Origin of the sequence: Frigoribacterium sp. CFBP 8766, assembly GCF_014841435.1 — a bacterium.
In the GTDB taxonomy this organism is placed as follows: Bacteria; Actinomycetota; Actinomycetes; order Actinomycetales; family Microbacteriaceae; genus Frigoribacterium.
In genome coordinates this window covers 491192-511599 of the sequence record NZ_JACYTX010000002.1, presented here as the reverse complement: position 1 = coordinate 511599, position 20408 = coordinate 491192, and the positions used below count along the sequence as shown (strand labels likewise).

The following is a 20408-nucleotide window of genomic DNA, read 5'->3' as shown; positions in this document are numbered from 1 at the left end:
CGGACGCATGACCGCCCCGCACGCACGGCCCCGCAGTGCCCTGGGCTTTCCTCACCTCCCGCACCGCGGGCCGAGTCGGTGCGGGATGGCCAGGACCGCGCTCTGACCTGGCTTTTCGTTCGTTGCCTCCGTGCGCTCAGGAAGGCAGGAAAGGGTCATGCCCGGCGGGTGCCGCCGCGCCTCCGACAGGCACTCGGCCCTGTCGGCATTTCGTGCGACACCGATGGGAGGACACGGGCGTACCCCGCCCGGTCGGGCCGAGTCCCCGAACGGGTGGTCGGTTGTGAGTCCCCTCCGAACCGCCGCAAGATTGCACCGACCCGACAGACCCCTTTCCTCGAAGACGCGGAATCATCCTTTTCCCATCCCCGTGAGGCGGCCCTCGTGTTGACTTTCATCCTCCAGATCCGATCGATGGCAGGCGGCCACGCCGAGCTGTACCTGTTCGCGGTCTACTCGGCCTTCATCTGGATCCTGTGGATCATCAAGGTGCTGCTCTCGAGGCGGTACCGCCCCTTCACGGGGGAGTTCTCCGGCTCCACGAGCGTCGTCGTCCCCGTGGTCGACGAGCCCCTCGACCTGTTCCGCGACGTCATAGGCCGCATGGTCGAGCAGCAGCCGGGCGAGATCATCGTGGTCATCAACGGCAAGCCGAACCCGGAGCTCGCCGCCGTCTGCGACGAGTACGCCCCTCTCGTCCGCTGGGTGCACACGCCCATCCCCGGCAAGCGCAACGCCGTCATGATCGGCACTGAGCTCAGCCGCGGCGACATCACCGTGCTGGTCGACTCCGACACGGTGTGGACGCCGGGGACGCTCTCCGAGCTCGTCCGTCCCTTCGCCCACGAGAACGTCGGCGGCGTCACCACGCGTCAGCGCATCCTGGAGCCCGAGCGCAGCTGGATCACCCGCTGGGCCGACTGGCTCGAGAACTCGCGCGCGCTCTACTCGATGCCCGCGCAGAGCGTCCTGGGGCAGATCGGCTGCCTCCCCGGCCGGACGATCGCGTTCCGCCGCGAGATCCTCGTGCGGGTGATGGACCGGTTCATGACGGAGAAGTTCATGGGCGTCTTCCTCGAGGTCAGCGACGACCGCACCCTGACGAACCTCACGCTCAAGGAGGGCTACCGCACCGTCTACCAGCACACGAGCCTGGTCTACACGGACGCCCCGCTCGAGGTGAAGAAGCTGTTCAAGCAGCAGCTCCGCTGGGCCCGCGGCAGCCAGTACAACACGTTCCGGATGATGCCGTGGATGCTCGGGCACGCTCCGATGCTGGCGTTCTTCTTCGCGATGGACATCGTCCTGCCCTTCCTCCTGATGGGCGTCATCGGCGGCTGGATCTACCGGGGAATCACCGGCCAGGGCGTCAACCTGTACCGCGGCATCCTGGCCGAGTACGGGGTCTCCACCGGGCTGATCAGCATCGTGGTCCTGATGGTGCTGTCGTCCGTGCTCAGCATGGCCATCCGACAGATGCGGCACCTGGCCGAGAAGCCGTCGGACTTCCTCCGCCTGCCGGTCTTCATCATCGTGTCGACCTTCTTCCTCATGCCGATCCGCGTCATCGGGTTCTTCCGCATGGGGCACGCCAGCGGCTGGGGGACCCGTGCCGGCGCCTACGCCGGCGGAGCCGCGGACGACGCGGCCCAGCAGATGGCCCACCAGGCGACCGGCGACGACTCGCTGCAGGTCCTGGAGCGCGAGTTCGACGACGAGACCGATCCCGGCGTCGACGCCCTCTTCGACTTCGGCGGTCCCTCGACCCCGGCAGGCCCCACCTCGGATGCGACCACCGTCCGACGCGACGACACGGGCGTGGTCCTGGTGCGCAGCCACCGCGCCGAGACGGCCGTCGAGACCGCGCCGTCGCCCCAGGACGACGCCGTGACGACCTCGTCGGCGACCGCCTTCGCCGCGGCCACGGCCCCCGTGGCCGCCGTCGCGCCTCCTCGTCGTCGCCTCAACCCCAAAGCCGGCTTCCCGTACCTGATCGGTGCCGTCATCATCGCCCTGGAGGTGTGGTTCATTGTCTGAGTCCCCGCAGACCTTCGTCGCCCCGCTGCACGTGCAGTCGGGAGCCTGGTGGGCCTCGTCCCACGGCAACGCCCGCCGCACGGCCCTCGGCGCGACCGCGACCGTCGTCCTGTTGGCCATGATCTCGTGGCTCATCTGGATCTCGCCGACGGACAACCCCGTCCGCACCGCCGTGCAGGAGGCGGTCGGCACGTCCCCTGCCCAGGTCACCACCCTCAAGGAGGACCGCTCGGCCCTCCTCGACCAGCTCGTCGCGGCCAAGCGGCAGCTCGCCGCGAGCAAGACCGAGCTGGCGGACGTGCAGCAGCAGGCCTGGACGTCCGAGGGGCAGCTCACCGACGCACAGGCTCGCCTCGCGTCGGCGCAGGACGCCCTCCGTGACGCCCAGACCGCGACCGGCGCCGGCTCGTCGTCCGGCGGCAGCGGCGGCGGCAACGGCAGCGGAGGCTCCGGGGCCGTGGCCACGGGGCCCAAAAGCGGCAATGGCTCCGGCAGCGGCAGCGGCAGCGGCTCAGGCGGCTCCGGCAGCGGCAGCGGCAGCGGCAACGGCTCAGGCGGGGGCGGGACGACCGGCCCTGTGCCGATCACCGCGCCGTCCCTCGCGGACATCGTCTCGCCCGAGTCGCGCTACTTCGGCCTCTACACGACCCAGTCGCCCTTCAGCTGGTCCGAGTTCGACGACGTGAGCACGAAGATCGGCGCGCAGCCGAACATGTCGGGCTACTTCCAGGGCTTCGACCAGGAGTTCAACGCCACGGCGGTGAACCGTTCGTGGGCCAAGGGCGACCTCCCGTTCCTCACCTGGGAGTCCCGACCGATCGCCGCCGGCAACGAGGCGGTCGTCGACCCGGACTACGAGCTGAGCAAGATCATCGAGGGCGACTTCGACGCGTACCTCACGCGCTGGGCCGACGCACTCGCGGCCAACGGCCTGCCGATGGCCATCCGTCTCGACCACGAGATGAACGGCAACTGGTACCCGTGGGCCGAGGGCGTGAACGGGAACGAGAAGACCGAGTACGTGCAGATGTGGCAGCACGTGCACGACCTCTTCGAGGCACGCGGCGCGAACGAGCTCGTCGCCTGGGTCTGGGCCCCCACCCGGGTCGAGGGCGTGCCCACCAAGAACAGGGGCGTCGAGTACACGGCGAGCCTCTACCCCGGCGACGACTACGTCGACTGGGTGGGGATGACCGGCTACCTCCGGAACAGCCCCGAGACGCCCCAGGCGGGCGACTTCCAGGGCACCTTCGGCAGGACGCTGGCGCAGCTGCGGCAGATCACGACGAAGCCGATCATCCTCGCCGAGATGGGCGCGGCCGAGCTCGGCACGACGAAGGACGCCCAGAAGCCGAAGTGGATCGACTCGCTCTTCAGCGAGCTCGCCAAGCCGGAGAACGACGACATCCTCGGGTTCTCCTGGTTCAACCTCACGGCCACGACCGTGTCCAGCGGCTCGTACCTCACGAACGACTGGCGGATCGTCTCCCGGCAGGACTCCCTCGAGGCATTCCGCCGCGGCATCGCCCGCACCGACACCGACTTCGCCCTGAGGACGCTGCCGTGACCACGGCCGACGACTCGCGGCTCTCGTCCCTCCCCACCCCCTCCGCCCCACTGACTGCAGCACCCCAGATCGCGAGGAGCGCATCATGAGAAAGAACACCAGCCCGGCCGACGGCGCCGGCACCGACCCCCAGTCCGTCGACGCCGCGGTGACGTCCGCCTCGACGAAGCCCCGCATCAGCGTCATCGGCACCGGCTACCTCGGGGCGACCCACGCCGCCGCGATGGCCGAGATGGGCTTCGACGTCATCGGCGTCGACACGGACCCCGCGAAGGTCGAGGCGCTCAGCCAGGGCCGAGTCCCCTTCTTCGAGCCGGGGCTGCCCGAGCTGATCCTCCGCCACGTCGAGTCCGGTCGACTGCTCTTCACGACGGACATCGCCGAGGCCGTGGCCCTCTCCGACGTGCACTTCATCTGCGTCGGCACGCCGCAGCGCCGGGGGAGCCACGCCGCCAACCTGAGCTACGTCGAGGAGGCCACCCGCAAGGTCGCCGAGTCGCTCAGCCACGACGGCCTGATCGTCGGCAAGTCGACCGTGCCGGTCGGCACCGCGGCCCGTCTCCGGGAGATCGTGGCCAGCGTGCTGCCTGCCGGGGTGTCGGCCGACGTCGTGTGGAACCCGGAGTTCCTCCGCGAGGGCCACGCCGTCGAGGACACCCTGCGTCCCGACCGCATCGTCTTCGGCGGCACCGACGTCCGCAGCGAGGCGATCCTCCGCGAGGTCTACGCCGAGCCGATCTCGACGGGCACGCCCGTCATCTCGTGCGACCTGCCGACGGCCGAGCTCGTCAAGGTCAGCGCGAACGCGTTCCTGGCGACGAAGATCTCGTTCATCAACGCGATCAGCGAGCTCTGCGAGGCCGCCGGCGCGAACGTCTCGACGCTCGCGGACGCCCTCGGCTTCGACGACAGGATCGGCCGCAAGTTCCTCAATGCCGGCCTGGGCTTCGGGGGCGGCTGCCTGCCGAAGGACATCAGAGCGTTGATGTTCCGGGCCAACGAGCTGGGCGCCCACCGCGCGGTCGGTCTCATGCAGCAGGTCGACGAGATCAACATGGCCCAGCGCCAGCGCGTCATCGACCAGGCCATCGACGCCTGCGGCGGGTCGGTCCTGAACCGGCGCATCGCCGTCCTCGGCGCGGCGTTCAAGCCGCACACCGACGACGTCCGCGACTCGCCGGCCCTCAACGTGGCCGCGGCGCTGCACCTGCGCGGCGCCCAGGTGCTGGTCGTGGACCCGGAGGCGACCCAGACCGCCCAGCGCAGCTTCCCGACCCTGTCCTTCGCCGACAGCATCGAGGAGGCGGTCTCGGACGCCGACGCCGTGCTGCTGCTGACGGAGTGGCCCGAGTTCGTCAGCGCGGAGCCCTCGGCCCTCGCCGAGCTCGCGGCCAACCCCGTCGTGATCGACGCCCGGAACGTGCTCGACGCCGAGGTCTGGTCGAGCGGCGGCTGGGAGGTGCGGCCCCTCGGCGGTCGCCGGACCCCGGCTCAGCGACGCGTCCTCACCGGGAGCAGCATCCCCGCCTGACGCCCGCCGACGACGGGAGAAGGCCCGCACCCCTCAGGGTGCGGGCCTTGTCTCGTCCGGCGGCCACGACGGCGGACGGGGAGCGACCGACTCGGTCGCGCCCCGTCCGGTCTCGGCTAGACGCCGAAGTAGAGCTCGAACTCGAAGGGGTGCGGGCGCTGTGCCATCGGCAGGATCTCCTTCTCGCGCTTGTACGCGATCCAGGTCTCGATGAGGTCCTCGGTGAAGACGTTGCCCTTGGTGAGGAACGCGTGGTCGGCCTCGAGCGCGTCGAGGGCGCCGTCGAGCGACGCGGGCACCTGGGGGATGCCCTTCGCCTCCTCGGGGGGCAGCTCGTACAGGTCCTTGTCGACGGGCTCGTGCGGCTCGATCCGGTTCTGGATGCCGTCGAGGCCCGCCATCAGCTGCGCGGCGAACGCGAGGTACGGGTTCGACGCGGCGTCCGGGACGCGGAACTCGATGCGCTTGGCCTTGGGGTTGGTGCCCGTGATCGGGATACGGATGGCCGCCGAGCGGTTGCCCGCCGAGTAGACCAGGTTGACGGGGGCCTCGAAGCCGGGGATCAGTCGGTGGTACGAGTTGATCGAGGGGTTCGTGAAGGCGAGCACGGCGGGTGCGTGCTTCAGCAGGCCGCCGATGTACCAGCGAGCGAGGTCGGAGAGCCCGCCGTAGCCGTTCTCGTCGTAGAAGAGGGGCTTGCCGTCGCTCCAGAGCGACTGGTGGGTGTGCATGCCCGAGCCGTTGTCGCCGAAGAGCGGCTTGGGCATGAAGGTCGCGACCTTGCCCCACTGCTCGGCCGTGTTCTTGACGATGTACTTGAACTTGAGGATGTCGTCGGCCGCGTGGACCATCGTGTCGAACTTGTAGTTGATCTCCTGCTGGCCGCCGGTGCCCACCTCGTGGTGCGCGCGCTCGAGCTCGAGGCCCGAGTCGATCAGCTTGAGGCTGATGTCGTCGCGCAGGTCGGCCGTCTTGTCGACGGGGCTGACCGGGAAGTAGCCGCCCTTGTAGGCGGTCTTGTTGGCGAGGTTGCCGCCCTCCTCGACGCGGCCCGTGTTCCAGGCGCCCTCCTCGCTGTCGACGCTGTAGAAGCTGGCGTTCTGCTTCACCTCGTAGCGGACGTCGTCGAAGATGTAGAACTCGGCCTCGGGGGCGAAGAACGCCGTGTCGGCGATGCCGGTGGAGGCGAGGTACTTCTCGGCCTTCTTGGCCACCTGGCGCGGGTCGCGGCTGTAGAGCTCGCCGTTGCGCGGGTTGAAGATGTCGAACACGAGCACGAGGGTGCGCTCGGCGCGGAAGGGGTCGACGTAGCCCGTGGTGACGTCGGGGATGAGCTGCATGTCCGACTCGTGGATCGACGCGAAGCCGCGGATGGAGGACCCGTCGAAGAGCTGGCCGACGGAGAAGAACTCCTCGTCGACGGTGGACGCGGGGATGTTGAAGTGCTGCTGGACGCCGGGCAGGTCCGTGAACCGGATGTCGAGGAACTTGACGTCGGTGTCCGTGATGAACTTCAGCACCTCGGAAGAATCGGTGAACATCTAGGTGTCTCTCCAATGGGCTCAGATCGGTCAGACTGCCGGACGCAGCCTTCGACGACGTTATGGCGGGGCCGTTTCGTCGCGGTGTCCCCATTGTTTCAGAGATGTTACGGGTGCCGCGTCGGTAGGCTCGGCGGCATGCACGACGACCGATCCCGCCCTCCGTCCGACCCCGTCGACGGCGGTGCGGCGCCCCGGCAGGACTGGCCGGGCCAGCGCCTCGGCCTGCCGCGCACGGGCCCGCGCTCGATCGCCCGCGTCGGTCGCCGGATCGCGGGGGTGACGATCGACTGGGCACTCGCCTACGTCGTCGCCTTCGCCTTCTTCGACGGCCAGGGGCTCGCCATCACGGTCGTCTTCAGCGTCGTCCAGATCCTCTTCCTGGTCACCCTCGGCGGCACCGTCGGCCATCTGGTCCTCGGCATGCGCCTCGTCCCGATGGCCGGCGGCCGGACCGGTCTCTGGCGCCCGGTCGTCCGGACCCTGCTGCTCGCGGTCGTCATCCCCGCGGTGGTCTGGGACCAGGACCAGAGGGGCCTGCACGACCGCGTGGCGGNGGCGCCTCCGTGCGTTGCCGGTTCGATCAGCGGGTCGCGTCGACCGTCAGCGCGGTCGTCCGGCCCGCACCTTGAACGGATCGACGCCCTTGGGGATCGGCAGGCCGTTCTTGCCGAGCGACTGGAGGCGGTTGCTCACGGCGAGCACCTCGTTCCGGTTCAGTGACGACTTGATCTTGTTCATGCGGCCGGCGATCTTGTGCAGCGGCACGGACTCGGCGTCGGGTCCGACGTGCAGCACCGTGATGGGGACGTTGGGCAGGATGCGCGCCACCTTGCGGCGCTCCTCGTCGACGAGCTTCTTGGTCTGCGCGACCGAGCCCTCGCCGATCAGCACGACGCCGCCCTTGCCGACGGCGCGGTAGACGGCTGCCTGGGAACGGCCCTGGACCGCGACGGGCATCTCGGCGGCGCGCCACGAGCGACGGAGTCCGCTCTTCATGACGGCGCCCACGGCGCCGGGCTGCCCCTCGATCTGCGAGTAGGCGGCCCTCTCGGCCTTGCGTCCGAGGACGATCAGCAGCAGCAGGATGCCGAGCATCAGGCCGACCACGATGTACAGCACGAGCGCCAGGACGTTGCCTGCCGAGAGGAAGAGACCCGCGAGGACGCCGGCGGCGACCGGCAGCAGCAGCGCCAGGAGCATCAGCGGCAGCGCCGACTTGTCGACGCGGCGGGTCATCTTGAACACCTGCCACATCTGCGTGAAGCGGCCCGGTTCCCTGGGCGGCTTCGGGGACGTGTTCTCCGGTGACGTGCGTCGTGCCATGCAGACCAGGATACGGGGTCGGGAGCCGCCGTGGGTCCTCCCCGGGGGCTCGCCGTCGTCGGTCGTCCCCGGCCGGGACGAGGAGGCGCGCGTCCGACCCTCGGAGAGCAGCACGATGACCCCATGGTCACCTCCTCGCTCGGCCCCTACGAGCTCGCGCCGGGGTCCTCCTGGCCCCCCGGTCCGGACGGCGCCGTCGAGGGCACCGCGCCCGACGGCGGCCGGGTGGTGCTGCGCCGCTCGTCGCCGGCACTCGTCGCGGCGGCGAGCTCGTCGCCGCACCCGCACCTCCTCCGCCCGGTCGACGTGCTGGTCGACGACGAGGGCGCGCTGGTGGTCGTCTCGGACGATGTGGGCGGGGAACGACTCGACAGGTGGGCTCGACGTCGCGGCACCCTGTCCGCAGGGGAAGCCGTCACGGTCCTGCTCCCCGTGCTCTCCGCGGTCGCCCACCTGGACCGGCGGGGGACGGCGTTGGGCGGCGTCGGCCTCGAGGACGTCGTGCTCGACGACCGAGGCGCACCGGTCCTCGTCGGCGGCAGGACGGCGCTGCCGGGGGCGACGCAGCCCGGGACGGCGACGGAGGGGGCTCAGGCCCTCGTCGAGGCCGTGGCGCGTGAGCTGTCTCCTCGCGACCGGGCCCGGTTGCGGGGCCCGGCGGGCGCCGGCACGTGCCTGGACGAGCTCGTCGAGCGGGTCCACGACCTGGCTCCTGCCGTCCCCTTGCCGACCGTCGTGCCGAGCACCGGCGTCGAGGGGGCGGCGGTCGCCTGGCGACCACCGCCGGGAGACCCGCCGAGATCCGGCTGGACCAGCGTCCTGCCCGAGTCCGCGCTCCTCGACGGCGTCGCGGACTGGTGGGAGGCGGTCGCGGCCGTGTCGGTCGTCGACCGGCTGCGGTCGGTGAGGCCACGCTTCTGGGTCCTCGCCGGCCTCGTGGCGGTCTCTCTCGTCGTGGGTGCGACCGGCGTCCCGCGGAGCGGCGGCTCCGAGGTGCCCAGGTCCGACTCGGCACGGCCGGTGGCGACGTCCCCTGTCGACGCGCTCTCTGGCCCGGCCGTCTCGGCGCCCACCCCGGTCACCGTCGTCCCCGTCCCGGAGCGTGCCCCTGACGACCCGGTGAGCACGGAGGAGGCGGCGGTGCGGGGCGACGACGCGGTCGCGGCGGCGGCGGTCCTGCTCAGGGCCCGGGTCGGGTGCCTCCGCGAACCGTCGACGTCGTGCCTGGCGGCCGTCGACCAGGCAGGATCGCCCGTGGCGTCAGCAGACTCCCTGACGTTGGCCGACCTTGCATCGGCGGGCGACCTGGTCCTGCCCACGGTCGTCGAGTCGGAGGTGCAGCGTCTGGGGGAGACCGTGCTCCTCGCCTGCCGCACGGCGGACGACGAACCGGCCTCGGTCCTCGTGGTGAGGACCGAGGCCGGCTGGCGTCTCAGAGAAGTGCTGCGCCGCTGACGTGCGCGATCACGAGGGCGAGGTCAGATGCCCAGCACCCCGGCGAAGTCGCCGGCCTCGAGGCGGGCCTTGACCGCCACGAGGAACCGGGCGGCGTCCGCACCGTCGACGATGCGGTGGTCGTACGAGAGGGCCAGGTAGACCATCGACCGGACCGCGATCGCGTCGGCGCCGTCGACCTGGACGACGACGGGACGCTTGACGACGACGCCGGTGCCGAGGATGGCGACCTGGGGGAGGAACACCACCGGGGTGTCGAACAGCGCGCCGCGCGAGCCCGTGTTCGTCACCGTGAAGGTGCCGCCGGCCAGCTCGTCGGGCTTCAGCTTGTTGTCGCGCGTGCGCTGCGCCAGGTCCGCGATCTGGGCGGCGATGCCGGCCAGGTCGAGGTCGGACGCGTCCTTGATGACGGGCGTGAGCAGACCACGTTCCGTGTCGACGGCCATGCTGACGTTCTCGTGGTCCGGGTAGACGATCGAGTCGCCGTCGACGGTCGCGTTCAGCTTCGGGTGCGCCTTGAGCGCCTCGGCGGCCGCCAGGGTGAAGAACGGCAGGAAGGACAGCTTGTTGCCGGTCTTCTCGAGGAACGCCGCCTTGTTCGCGTCGCGGAACGTCGCGACGGCCGTGACGTCGACCTCGACCACGCTCGTGAGCTGGGCCATGGCCTGCATCGACTGGACGGCGCGCTCGGCGACGACCTTGCGCAGACGCGTCATGGGCACGGTCGTGCCGCGCAGCGGCGAGACCTCGACGGGAGCCGACGCCGGGGCGGACGTCGTGGAGGCCGAGCTGGCGGCCTCGACGGCAGCGAGGACGTCCTCCTTGCGGATGCGGCCGCCGACACCGCTCCCGGTCAGGGTCGAGATGTCGATGCCCTTCTCGTTCGCGAGCTTCCGGACCAGCGGCGTGACGTAGCCGGTCGGAGCCGACGACGAGTCGGCCGAGGCAGCAGCTGCCGGTGCGGCGGCTGCCGGGGCAGCAGCTGCCGGGGCAGCAGCTGCCGGGGCAGCAGCTGCAGGAGCGGCCGCAGCCGGAGCGGGAGCTGCTGCTGCGGGGGGAGCTGCCGCCGCGGGGGCCGCCGCGGCCGCCGGGGCGGTGGCGGGGACGGCCGGGGCCTGGTCGGCAGGCTGCTCGGCCGCCGGAGCCGGGTCGACGTCGTCGGCCGGCGCGGGGGCGTCGGCGTCCGACTCCTCGCCGGGTGCCGGTGCCGCGGACGACGCGACGACGGCGTCGTCCGCCTCGTCCTGGCCGCCCTCGGCCGGGCTCTCGGGCTGCGAGGCCTCGGGCGTCTCCTCGGCAGGAGCGTCGTCGGAGGAGTCGCCGCCCTGGGCGCTGCCGTCGCCGATGCGGACCAGCGCGGTCCCGACCTCGACGGTCTCGTCCTCGGGGACGAGGATCTCCTCGATGACGCCGGCGACGGGGGAGGGGATCTCCGTGTCGACCTTGTCGGTCGAGACCTCGAGCAGGGGCTCGTCGACCTCGACCCGGTCGCCGACGTTCTTCAGCCAGCGGGTGACCGTGCCCTCGGTGACACTCTCTCCGAGTGCCGGGAGGTTGACGGATTCGCTCATGCGGGGGACTCCTTCGAAGACATCGTGTGTCTGTGTGATCGGGTGATGCGGAAGTGTGCGGGTGGTACGGGTCTGACGGGGGACGCGACTACATCGCGTGGAGCGGCTTGCCGGCCAGGGCCAGCATCGCCTCTCCGAGAGCCTCGTTCTGGGTCGGGTGGGCGTGCACGAGGGGTGCGACGTCCTCCGGGTAGGCCTCCCAGTTGACGGCCAGCTGGGCCTCGCCGATGAGCTCGCCGACACGGGCGCCGATCATGTGGACCCCGACGACCGGACCGTCGACGACGCGGACGACCTTGACGGAGCCGCTGGTGCCGATGATGTGGCTCTTGCCGTTGCCGGCGAGGTTGTAGTCGTAGCTCGTCACCTTGTCGGCACCGTGCTTCTCGGCCGCCTTGGCCTCCGTCAGGCCCACGGACGCGACCTCGGGGTCGGAGTAGGTGACCTTGGGGATGTTGGTGTCCTCGATGACCTGGGGCGCCAGGCCCGCGATCTCCTCGGCGACGAAGATGCCCTGCTGGAAGCTGCGGTGCGCGAGCTGCAGGCCGGGGACGATGTCGCCGATCGCGAACACGCCGGGGACGCTGGTGTGCAGTCGCTCGTCGGTGATGACGAAGCCGCGGTCGATGGTGACGCCCACCTCCTCGAAGCCGAGTCCCTGGGTCGAGGGTCCGCGCCCCACGGCCACCAGCAACAGGTCGGCCTCGATCGTCTTGCCGTCCTCGAGGGTCACGACGACGCCGTCGTCGCTCTGCGTCACGCTCTTGAACCGGACGCCCAGGGAGAAGCCGATGCCGCGCTTGCGGAACGCACGCTCGAACTGCTTCGAGATCGACTCCTCCTCGTTGGGCACGAGGTGGGGGAGGGCCTCGACGATCGTGACGTCGGAGCCGAACGACTTCCAGACGCTGGCGAACTCGACGCCGATCACGCCCCCGCCGAGGATGGCGACGCGTGCCGGCACGTGGTCGAGGGCCAGGGCGGCCTCGCTGGTGATGACCTTGCCGCCGATCTCGAGGCCGGGGAGGCTGCGCGAGTACGAGCCGGTCGCCAGGACGACGTTCTTCGCCGTCAGCGTGGTCTCGCCCACCTGGACGGTCGTGGGCGAGGTCAGACGACCCTCGCCCTCGACGACGGTGATGCCGCGGGCCTTCACGAGGCCCTGGAGGCCCTTGTACTTGCTGGCGACGACTCCCTCGCGGTAGGCCGTCACGGCGGGGACGTCGATGCCGTGGAAGTCGGTCGACACCCCGTACTTCGCGGACTCGCGCGAGACGTCGGCGACCTCGGCGGAGTGCAGCAGCGCCTTCGTCGGGATGCAGCCCCGGTGGAGGCAGGTGCCGCCGAGCTTGTCCTTCTCGACCAGCGCGACGCTCAGCCCCAGCTCGGTGGCCCGCAGGGCCGCGGCGTAGCCGCCGCTGCCGCCGCCGAGCACCACCAGGTCAAAATTCTGTTCCGACACCCAGCAACTCCCTCGTGCGTTCGGAGGTTCCCGAGGCGGGGGAGGCGCCGTCGTGGTGACGTCGGCGTCGCGTCCGCGTCCACCTCGGTGAGGAGGAGGCGGCGTCGCCCGGGGGACCGATCTCGGCGGGTCGCTCCCGCCGCCTCGACCCTACTACGCGGCCGAAAAGTCGCGGGCCAGCTCTAGCAGCGTTCTCACGGAAACGCCCGTGGAGCCCTTGCCGGTGAAGCCCCAGCCCCCGCCCTTGTTGTTCGACGGCCCGGCGATGTCGAGGTGCGCCCAGGGCAGCGGCGTTCCCGTGCCCTTCTTCTCGCCCACGAACTCGTTCAGGAACACGCCCGCGAGCAGCATGCCGGCGGCGGTGTTCCCCGGGGTGGCGTTGACCAGGTCGGCGACGTCGGACTTGAGCCGGCTGCGCAGCTCGCCGGGGAGCGGCATGCGCCACGCCGCCTCGCCGGCGCGGTCGGCGAGCTCGACCACGCGGCTCGCGAGGTCGTCGTTGCCCATGACCCCGACGGTGCGGGTGCCGAGCGCGACGACCTGGGCGCCGGTCAGCGTCGCGACGTCCACGATCGCGTCGGGCTGCTCCTCGCTGGCCGCGACCAGGCCGTCCGCCATGACGAGGCGGCCCTCGGCGTCGGTGTTCGTCACCTCGACGGTGGTGCCGCCGCGGATCGTGAGGACGTCGTCGGGCCGGATGGCCGTGCCGCTCGGCATGTTCTCGGCGACGCACAGCCAGGCCGTGAGGCGGACGGGCAGCTCGAGCCGCGCCGCGGCGACGACGACGGCGAGGACCGTGGCGGCGCCCGTCATGTCGTCCTTCATCCCCAGCATGCTGCCGGCCGGCTTCAGCGAGAGCCCGCCGGTGTCGTAGGTGATGCCCTTGCCGACGAGGGCGAGGTGCTTCGAGGCGCCTTCGGGCGCGTAGACGACCTTGACCATCCGCGGACCACGGCTGGACCCCTGGCCGACGCCCAGGATCCCCCCGAAGCCGCCCGCGCGCAGCTCGTCCTCGGCGAGGACGGTCACGTCGAGCGGCAGGTCCGTGGCGAGCTCGACGGCGTGGTCGGCGAGCGCCTGGGGGAACATCTGCTGCGGGGGAGTGTTGGCGAGGTCGCGGACGGTGTGGACGGCCTGCGCGACCACGGTGGCCTGCCGCACCGTCGCCTCCTCGACGTCGAGGTCGGTCGCGAGCACCAGGGTGCGGGCGTGGCGCCGCGACTCGGAGGCCGACGACCCGCGGAAGGCATCGAACTCGTAGGAGGCGAGGGCCGCGCCCTCGAGGACCGCCAGCGCCTCCGCCTCGGTCGAGACGGGCAGGTCGAGCACGACTCGGTCGACGCCGGTCAGCTGGCGGACGGCGGCGCCGGCCGCGTAGCGCAGCGCCTCGGTGTCGACGGCGTCGCCGAGCCCCACGAGGGCCGTCACCGTCGCCGCGCCCGTGCTCGGCAGCTTCACGAGCTCGTCGCGCGCGCCGCTGACCCCGAGCGCACGCAGGTCCGAGGGCAGGCCGGGCACGTCGCGGGTGACCGAGGGGCCATCGGCCCCCGTGACGACGCCGACGACGAGGACGTCGGCCTCGACCTCGGCTGCGGGGGAACGGGTGGTGGACAGGAAGAGCTCGGTCATCCCCCGATCGTAGCCACCGCGGGTGTTCGCTCTCGGCACGTCGCCGGAGGCGGCCGGTGCCGGGCGGGTTGCCTAGCATTGACGACATGCACGACCCCGCCGGACTCTACGACCTCGCTCCCGACTCCTCCGACGTGCCCGAGGGGCTGCCGCTCGTGGCGGGCCTGACGGGCTCCTCCGACGCGGGGGGCGCGGTGGGGCAGCTCGCCGAGTTCCTCGTGGGCGAGCTCGACCACTCGATGGTCGCCTCCTTCGACGCCGACGAGCTCCTCGACTACCGCGCCCGTCGCCCCGTCTTCACGTTCGACCAGGACCACATCTCCGAGGTCGCGACGGCGACCCTCTCGCTCCGGTTGATGAGGGACGACATCGGACAGCCCTTCCTCCTGCTGTCCGGCTTCGAGCCCGACTTCCAGTGGCAGCGGTTCACCTCCGCCGTCGTCGACCTCGTGCGTCGCTACCGGGTGTCGACGACCACGTGGGTCCACTCGATCCCCATGCCCGTGCCCCACACGCGTCCGATCGGGGTCACGGTCAGCGGCAATCGGTCCGACCTCGTCGAGTCGCTGTCGGTGTGGCGACCCGTGACCCAGGCGCCCGCGAACGCGCTGCACCTCGTCGAGCAGCGGCTCGGCGACTCAGGTCACCCCACCGCGGGCTTCGTCCTCCTGGTGCCGCACTACCTGGCCGACACCGAGTTCCCGGACGCCGCCGTCGCGGCGCTCTCGAGCATCAGCGCGGCGACGGGACTCATCTTCCCCACCGACCGGCTCCGCTCGGAGGGGCGCGACTTCCTCGCCAAGGTCGACGAGCAGGTGCAGGGCAACCACGAGCTCTCGCGACTCGTCTCCACGCTCGAGGAACGCCACGACACCTACATGGAGGGCAACCCGCTCCCCTCGCCGCTCACCGACCAGGACGGCCAGGTCCCCTCTGCGGACGTCCTCGCCGCCGAGCTCGAGCGCTTCCTCGCCGGCCGGCGCAGCGACGACGAGTCCTGACCCGCGACCGCTCCACGTCCGTCGCGCACGGCCAGGAGTCGAGGGTGCACGACGCCAGCTAGGGTCGTCGAGTGAACTCGTCGCGCGCCTGGCTCGTCTGGGGCGCCGCCGTCGTGGCCTACGTCGTCGCCGTCCTCCAGCGGTCCTCGCTCGGCGTCTCCGGGGTCGAGGCCCAGCACATCTTCGGCATCTCCGCGTCGACGCTGTCGACCTTGGCCGTCGTGCAGCTGATCGTCTACGCGGGCCTGCAGATCCCCGTCGGCGTGCTGCTCGACCGCGTCGGCCCTCGGGCCCTGATCGTCGCGGGCGGGGTCCTGCTCGTCGTCGGGCAGTCGGTGGTCGCGCTCGCGCCCCCGCACATCGGCGTCGCCATCGTCGGGCGCGTGCTCGTGGGCGCGGGCGACGCGATGACGTTCATCAGCGTCATCCGCCTGCTGCCCGCCTGGTTCCGAGGGCCGATCCTGCCCCAGATCTCGCAGTGGACCGGCAACGTCGGCCAGCTCGGCCAAGTGCTCTCGGCGGTGCCCCTCTCCGTCGTCCTGCACGGCAGCGGCTGGCAGCCGGCCTTCCTCGGCGCGGCGGGCCTCTCGGTCGTCGCCGTCGTCCTCGTGGTCGTCGTCGTGCGGGACTCCCCGCTCGGACGCCCCGCCGAGTCGGCCGGGACGACCTGGCGCGACGCCGGTCGTCAGCTCGGGGAGAGCATCCGGCGACCCGGCACCCGCCTCGGCTTCTGGTCGCACTTCGTGACGCAGTCGTCCGGGACGGTCTTCAGCCTGCTCTGGGGAGTGCCGTTCCTCGTCGGGGCGCTCGGCTTCACGGCGACGCAGGCATCCGGCATGCTCACGCTGCTCGTCGCCTCCGGCGTCGTGGCCGGCCCGGTCCTCGGCCTGCTCACGGCCCGTTTCCCGCTCCGGCGCTCGAACCTCGTCCTCGGCATCGTCACGGCCCTGGGGGCCACGTGGACCGTCCTGCTGGCCTGGCCGGGGCAGCCCCCGCAGTGGCTCGCGGTCGTCCTCGTGGTGGTGCTCGGCGTCGGGGGCCCCGGCAGCCTCATCGGCTTCGACTTCGCCCGGTCGTTCAACCCGATGCGCAGCCTCGGCGTGGCCAACGGCATCGTCAACGTCGGGGGCTTCCTCGCGAGCTTCGTGATGATGTTCCTCATCGGCGTCGTGCTCGACCAGCTCGACGCGGCACGGGTGGCCGGCGGGGCGCCGAGCGACCTCTTCTCGTTCGAGTCGTTCCGCGTCGCGTTCCTCGTCCAGTACGTGGTCGTCGGCGGAGGCGTCGTCTGCCTGGTCCTGGAGCGCCGACGCACCCGGCGCCTCCTGCACCTCGAGGAGGGAATCCAGGTGGCCCCCCTGTGGGTTGCACTGAACAGGAGATGGCAGACCCGCCGTCGGCGGAGTTCCTGACGCCGAGGGCGGCCCGTGGTCGGCGCCGCCGATCAGACGTGCAATAATCGGAGTCGGACCCGTTCATGTCCCGTGCAGGTGCTCGACTCTCGTCGGCGCGCTCAGCCATGGGGACTTGACATGGGTCCTAGTACTGCCCGAAAGACCGAGTGCAGATGAAGTGGAAGGTGTTCGCATGGCTACTCGCAGCAAGGCGACCACGGTCGTCGACGAGACCGTGACCGACGGCGTGGTGCTCGAGACCGAGCCCGCGACGACCGAGGAGGCGCCCGCGGCGCCCAAGAAGGCCCCTGCCAAGCGGGCGCCTGCCAAGAAGGCGACGGCTGCCAAGGCGCCCGCCGCGAAGAAGGCCGCCCCCGCGAAGGCGGCGAAGGCCGCCGAGCCCGAGGGCGACGACGAGGCCGAGCCCGTCGACGCCGACGCGGCCGACACCGACGCGGACGGCGAGGGCGGCAAGCCCACGACCCCCGAGGTGCTGCCCGCAGGGGCCCTCGTCATCTCGCAGGACGACGACGACGAGATGCCCGTCTACTCGACGACGATCACCGGCGCCACCGCCGACCCGGTCAAGGACTACCTGAAGCAGATCGGCAAGGTCGCCCTGCTGAACGCCGCAGAAGAGGTCGAGCTCGCGATGCGCATCGAGGCCGGTCTCTTCGCCGAGGACAAGCTCTCCCACAGCACGGGCCTCAGCAAGGAGCTCGAGCGCGAGCTCCGCTGGGTGTCCCGCGACGGCCAGCGGGCCAAGAGCCACCTCCTCGGGGCCAACCTGCGACTCGTCGTCAGCCTCGCCAAGCGCTACACGGGGCGGGGCATGCAGTTCCTCGACCTCATCCAGGAGGGCAACCTGGGCCTCATCCGTGCGGTCGAGAAGTTCGACTACACCAAGGGCTTCAAGTTCTCGACCTACGCCACCTGGTGGATCCGCCAGGCGATCACGCGCGCCATGGCCGACCAGGCCCGCACCATCCGCATCCCCGTGCACATGGTCGAGGTCATCAACAAGCTCGCCCGCGTCCAGCGCCAGATGCTGCAGGACCTGGGCCGCGAGCCCACGCCGGAGGAGCTCAGCCGCGAGCTCGACATGACGCCCGAGAAGGTCGTCGAGGTCCAGAAGTACGGCCGCGAGCCCATCTCGCTGCACACCCCCCTCGGCGAGGACGGCGACAGCGAGTTCGGCGACCTCATCGAGGACACGGAGGCGGTCGTCCCGGCCGACGCCGTGGGCTTCACGATGCTCCAGAAGCAGCTCGAGTCGCTCCTCGACAGCCTGTCCGAGCGCGAGGCCGGCGTCATCCGCATGCGCTTCGGCCTCGGCGACGGCATGCCGAAGACGCTCGACCAGATCGGCGACACGTTCGGCGTGACCCGCGAGCGGATCCGCCAGATCGAGTCCAAGACGATGGCCAAGCTCCGCCACCCGTCCCGGTCGCAGTCGCTCCGCGACTACCTCGAGTAGGCCCGTGCGATACCTCGTGCCCGTCCTGGCGGGCCGGCTCGTCCGCGCGGTCGCCCGCCTCCGTGGCGGCGGCTCGGCCTACCCGGGCCGCACCGTCCTCGCGCTGGCGCCCGACTTCCTCACCCACGTCTCGTCGCAGTTCGAGCAGGGCGTCGTCTTCGTCCTCGGCTCGAACGGCAAGTCGACGACCACCATGATGCTGACCGAGACGCTCCGGGCCCACGGCCTCCGCGTCTTCACGAACCCCACCGGCGCCAACCTCCCGCAGGGCATCGCCTCGGCGTTCCTCCGCGAGGTGACGCCGTTCGGCCGCGTGAAGCACGACATCGGCGTGATCGAGGTCGACGAGGCCTTCGCGGTCGAGCTGACCCGGTCGCTGCACCCGTCGACCGTGCTCATGCTCAACGTGCAGGTCGACCAGCTCTACCGCTTCTTCGAGACCGAGCGCGTCGGCACGATGATGACGGACACCGCGGCCCTGGCCACGCGCGCCGTCGTGACGAACCGCGACGACCAGCACCTGGCGCCCTACGAGGCGAGGCCCGGCCAGACGGTCACGCGCTTCGGCGCCGCCCCCGACGTCGTCGCCGCCGCGCCCAACGGGCTGCAGAACGCGAACGACTTCTCCCGCGAGGCGGACTCCACCCGTCCCGTCGAGGCCGAGGTCGTCGCGATGGACGGCGACCGGGCGAGCATCCGGGTCGGCGAGACCACCGTCGACGTGCGGCTCCCCGCCCGCGGGCTGCACTACGCCGTCGACGCGGCGGCGGCTCTGCAGACTGCGTCGGTCGTGCTCGGCGAGCCCGTCGACCAGGAGGCGGTGGCTCGTGCCTTCGACACGATGAAGCCGGCCTACGGTCGGGGCGAGCGCATGTCGCTCGGCGCCGACGAGGCCGAGTTCATCATGTTCAAGAACGCGGCCAGCCTGCAGCTGAACCTCGACGCGCTGCCGCAGGGCGCCGAGCAGGTCATGCTCGCGATCGACGAGGGCACGCCCGACATCTCGTGGATCTACGACATCGACTTCTCACGCCTCGACCACGTCGACGTCCTCGCAGGCGCCAAGGCCTGGCAGCTCGCCCTGCGCCTCGAGCACGAGGGGATCCCCGTGCACGTGATCGAGGAGGACATCGCGAAGGCGATCAAGCTGATGCGTGCGCTGCCCTCGCCCCGCGACCACACGAAGCACTTCGTGACCAACTACGAGCAGATGATGCTGGCCCGTCGCATCCTCGGCCACCCCGACCTGGAGAAGACCGCGTGAGCGCCGACACCCTCCGCCTCGTCCACCTCTACCCCGAGCAGCTCGGGGTCAGCGGCGACCGGGGCAACGTCACGACGCTGGTGGCCCGTGCGCGGCGCGCCGGCCTCGAGACCGAGGTCGTCGAGTACCGGGTCGGCGACGACGTGCCCACCGTGGCCGACGTCGTCCTCCTCGGGCACGGCCCGCTCTCGGGGGTCCGCTCGGTGAGCGCCGACGCCCAGCGCCTCCTCCCGGCCCTCGAGGGCTTCGCCGCGTCGGGCGTCCCCGTGATCGGGGTCGGCGGCGGCATGGAGCTGCTGACGAAGGGCGTGGTCACCGAGCAGGGCGAGACCGTCCCCGGCATCGGGTTCTTCGACGCCACGGTCCGTCGCGGCGCACCCCGCCGGACGAACTACTTCCAGGTCACGACGACCTACGGCGGGGACGAGCTGACCCTCTTCGGCTTCGAGGACCACGCCGCCCACCTCGAGCTCGGCGCCGACGTCGAGGCGTTCGGCCGTGTGGTGCACGGCGGGGGCAACGGGACCGACGGCGCCGAGGGCGTCGTGCGCGGCGCCTCCTTCGGGACGCAGCTGAAGGGACCGTTGCTGCCCCTCAACCCGGCGCTGAGCGACCGGGTGCTCCGGGCGGCGCTGACGCGTCGCAGCATCTCGTACCACGCAGGGGAGGCGCACGCGAAGCTCGACGAGTACGCCGAGCAGTCGCAGCGCGTCATCCGCGAGAACCTCGAGCGGTCGTTCAAGGCGATGTGACCGGGTGTCCGTCGCCGGACATACGAAGGGCCCGCTTCCGTGAGGATGCGGGCCCTTCGTCGTGCCGCCGGAGTGCTGCTCCCCGGACGGCCTCGTGGTCGTCGAGCTCAGTGCTCGTGGAGCTTGGAGCTCTCGTCCAGCCACTCGACGGCGGTGGGCTGGAGCTTGTCCTTGACCTTCGCACCGTGGTGCGCGCAGAACAGCAGCTCGCCGCTGGCCATGGTCACGCGGACGTAGGCCTGGGCCCCGCAGCTGTCGCATCGGTCGGCGGCGGAGAGCTGGTAGCGGGAGCCGAGCTCGTCGACGGCGGTGTGGTCGGTGGCCATCTGAGTCATGTGATGCTCCTCCTGACGGTGGTGCTGCGGATGTGAAGTCCTCATCAAAACACGCGCTCCCGGGTA

Annotated in this window: 15 protein-coding genes; 9 read left to right on the top strand and 6 right to left on the bottom strand. The window is 71.2% G+C overall.

Annotation, left to right across the window (positions count from 1 at the left end; all coding sequences use genetic code 11):
• Positions 1-384: 384 nt before the first annotated feature.
• The 3 genes from IFT90_RS08220 (at position 385) to IFT90_RS08210 (ending at position 5135) form a co-directional block, all read left to right on the top strand.
• Positions 385-2037, top strand: a complete 1653-nt coding sequence (locus IFT90_RS08220; RefSeq protein WP_192041772.1) for a glycosyltransferase — start codon at positions 385-387, stop codon at positions 2035-2037.
• Positions 2030-3604, top strand: a complete 1575-nt coding sequence (locus IFT90_RS08215; RefSeq protein ID WP_244644837.1) for a glycosyl hydrolase — start codon at positions 2030-2032, stop codon at positions 3602-3604. The genes IFT90_RS08220 and IFT90_RS08215 overlap by 8 nt, the downstream gene beginning before the upstream one ends.
• Positions 3605-3689: 85 nt before the next feature.
• Positions 3690-5135, top strand: a complete 1446-nt coding sequence (locus tag IFT90_RS08210) for a UDP-glucose/GDP-mannose dehydrogenase family protein (protein WP_192041771.1) — start codon at positions 3690-3692, stop codon at positions 5133-5135.
• A 116-nt stretch (positions 5136-5251) separates the two neighbouring features.
• On the opposite strand, the gene glnA is transcribed toward IFT90_RS08210, so the two are convergent.
• Positions 5252-6676, bottom strand: a complete 1425-nt coding sequence (gene glnA, locus IFT90_RS08205) for a type I glutamate--ammonia ligase (RefSeq protein WP_123546042.1) — start codon at positions 6674-6676, stop codon at positions 5252-5254.
• Positions 6677-7279: 603 nt separating this feature from the next.
• Complete coding sequence (locus tag IFT90_RS08195; protein WP_192041770.1) at positions 7280-8002, bottom strand: DUF4191 family protein; 723 nt, start codon at positions 8000-8002, stop codon at positions 7280-7282.
• A 123-nt stretch (positions 8003-8125) separates the two neighbouring features.
• On the opposite strand from IFT90_RS08195, the gene IFT90_RS08190 reads away from it, so the two are divergent.
• On the top strand, positions 8126-9457 hold the full coding sequence (locus tag IFT90_RS08190) for a hypothetical protein (protein ID WP_192041769.1): 1332 nt from the start codon (positions 8126-8128) through the stop codon (positions 9455-9457).
• Positions 9458-9480: 23 nt separating this feature from the next.
• Here IFT90_RS08190 and sucB read toward each other — a convergent pair whose 3' ends face one another.
• From sucB to IFT90_RS08175, 3 genes are all read right to left on the bottom strand, one after another.
• On the bottom strand, positions 9481-11028 hold the full coding sequence (gene sucB, locus IFT90_RS08185; protein ID WP_192041768.1) for a 2-oxoglutarate dehydrogenase, E2 component, dihydrolipoamide succinyltransferase: 1548 nt from the start codon (positions 11026-11028) through the stop codon (positions 9481-9483).
• Between the two features lie 88 nt (positions 11029-11116).
• The gene (gene lpdA / locus IFT90_RS08180; RefSeq protein WP_192041767.1) at positions 11117-12490 is read right to left on the bottom strand and encodes a dihydrolipoyl dehydrogenase; all 1374 of its coding nucleotides are present in this window, start codon (positions 12488-12490) and stop codon (positions 11117-11119) included.
• Positions 12491-12643: 153 nt separating this feature from the next.
• Positions 12644-14119, bottom strand: coding sequence for a leucyl aminopeptidase (locus IFT90_RS08175; RefSeq protein WP_192041766.1), 1476 nt, complete (start codon positions 14117-14119; stop codon positions 12644-12646).
• A gap of 86 nt (positions 14120-14205) precedes the next feature.
• Here IFT90_RS08175 and IFT90_RS08170 point away from each other — a divergent pair, with 86 nt between their 5' ends.
• From IFT90_RS08170 to IFT90_RS08150, 5 genes are all read left to right on the top strand, one after another.
• Positions 14206-15120 (top strand): proteasome assembly chaperone family protein, encoded by a 915-nt coding sequence (locus IFT90_RS08170; RefSeq protein WP_192041765.1) that lies wholly within the window; start codon positions 14206-14208, stop codon positions 15118-15120.
• A gap of 71 nt (positions 15121-15191) precedes the next feature.
• Positions 15192-16532 carry an MFS transporter gene (locus IFT90_RS08165; protein WP_192041764.1) on the top strand — a complete coding sequence of 447 codons (1341 nt, stop codon included), beginning with the start codon at positions 15192-15194 and terminating at the stop codon, positions 16530-16532.
• 175 nt (positions 16533-16707) lie between these two features.
• Positions 16708-17991: an RNA polymerase sigma factor gene (locus IFT90_RS08160; RefSeq protein ID WP_133737583.1), complete on the top strand. Its 1284-nt coding sequence runs from the start codon at positions 16708-16710 to the stop codon at positions 17989-17991.
• A gap of 4 nt (positions 17992-17995) precedes the next feature.
• On the top strand, positions 17996-19255 hold the full coding sequence (locus IFT90_RS08155) for a MurT ligase domain-containing protein (protein WP_192041763.1): 1260 nt from the start codon (positions 17996-17998) through the stop codon (positions 19253-19255).
• Positions 19252-20007: a cobyric acid synthase gene (locus IFT90_RS08150; protein WP_192041762.1), complete on the top strand. Its 756-nt coding sequence runs from the start codon at positions 19252-19254 to the stop codon at positions 20005-20007. The genes IFT90_RS08155 and IFT90_RS08150 overlap by 4 nt, the downstream gene beginning before the upstream one ends.
• A gap of 107 nt (positions 20008-20114) precedes the next feature.
• Here IFT90_RS08150 and IFT90_RS08145 read toward each other — a convergent pair whose 3' ends face one another.
• Positions 20115-20342, bottom strand: coding sequence for a hypothetical protein (locus IFT90_RS08145; protein WP_123546019.1), 228 nt, complete (start codon positions 20340-20342; stop codon positions 20115-20117).
• Positions 20343-20408: the final 66 nt, after the last annotated feature.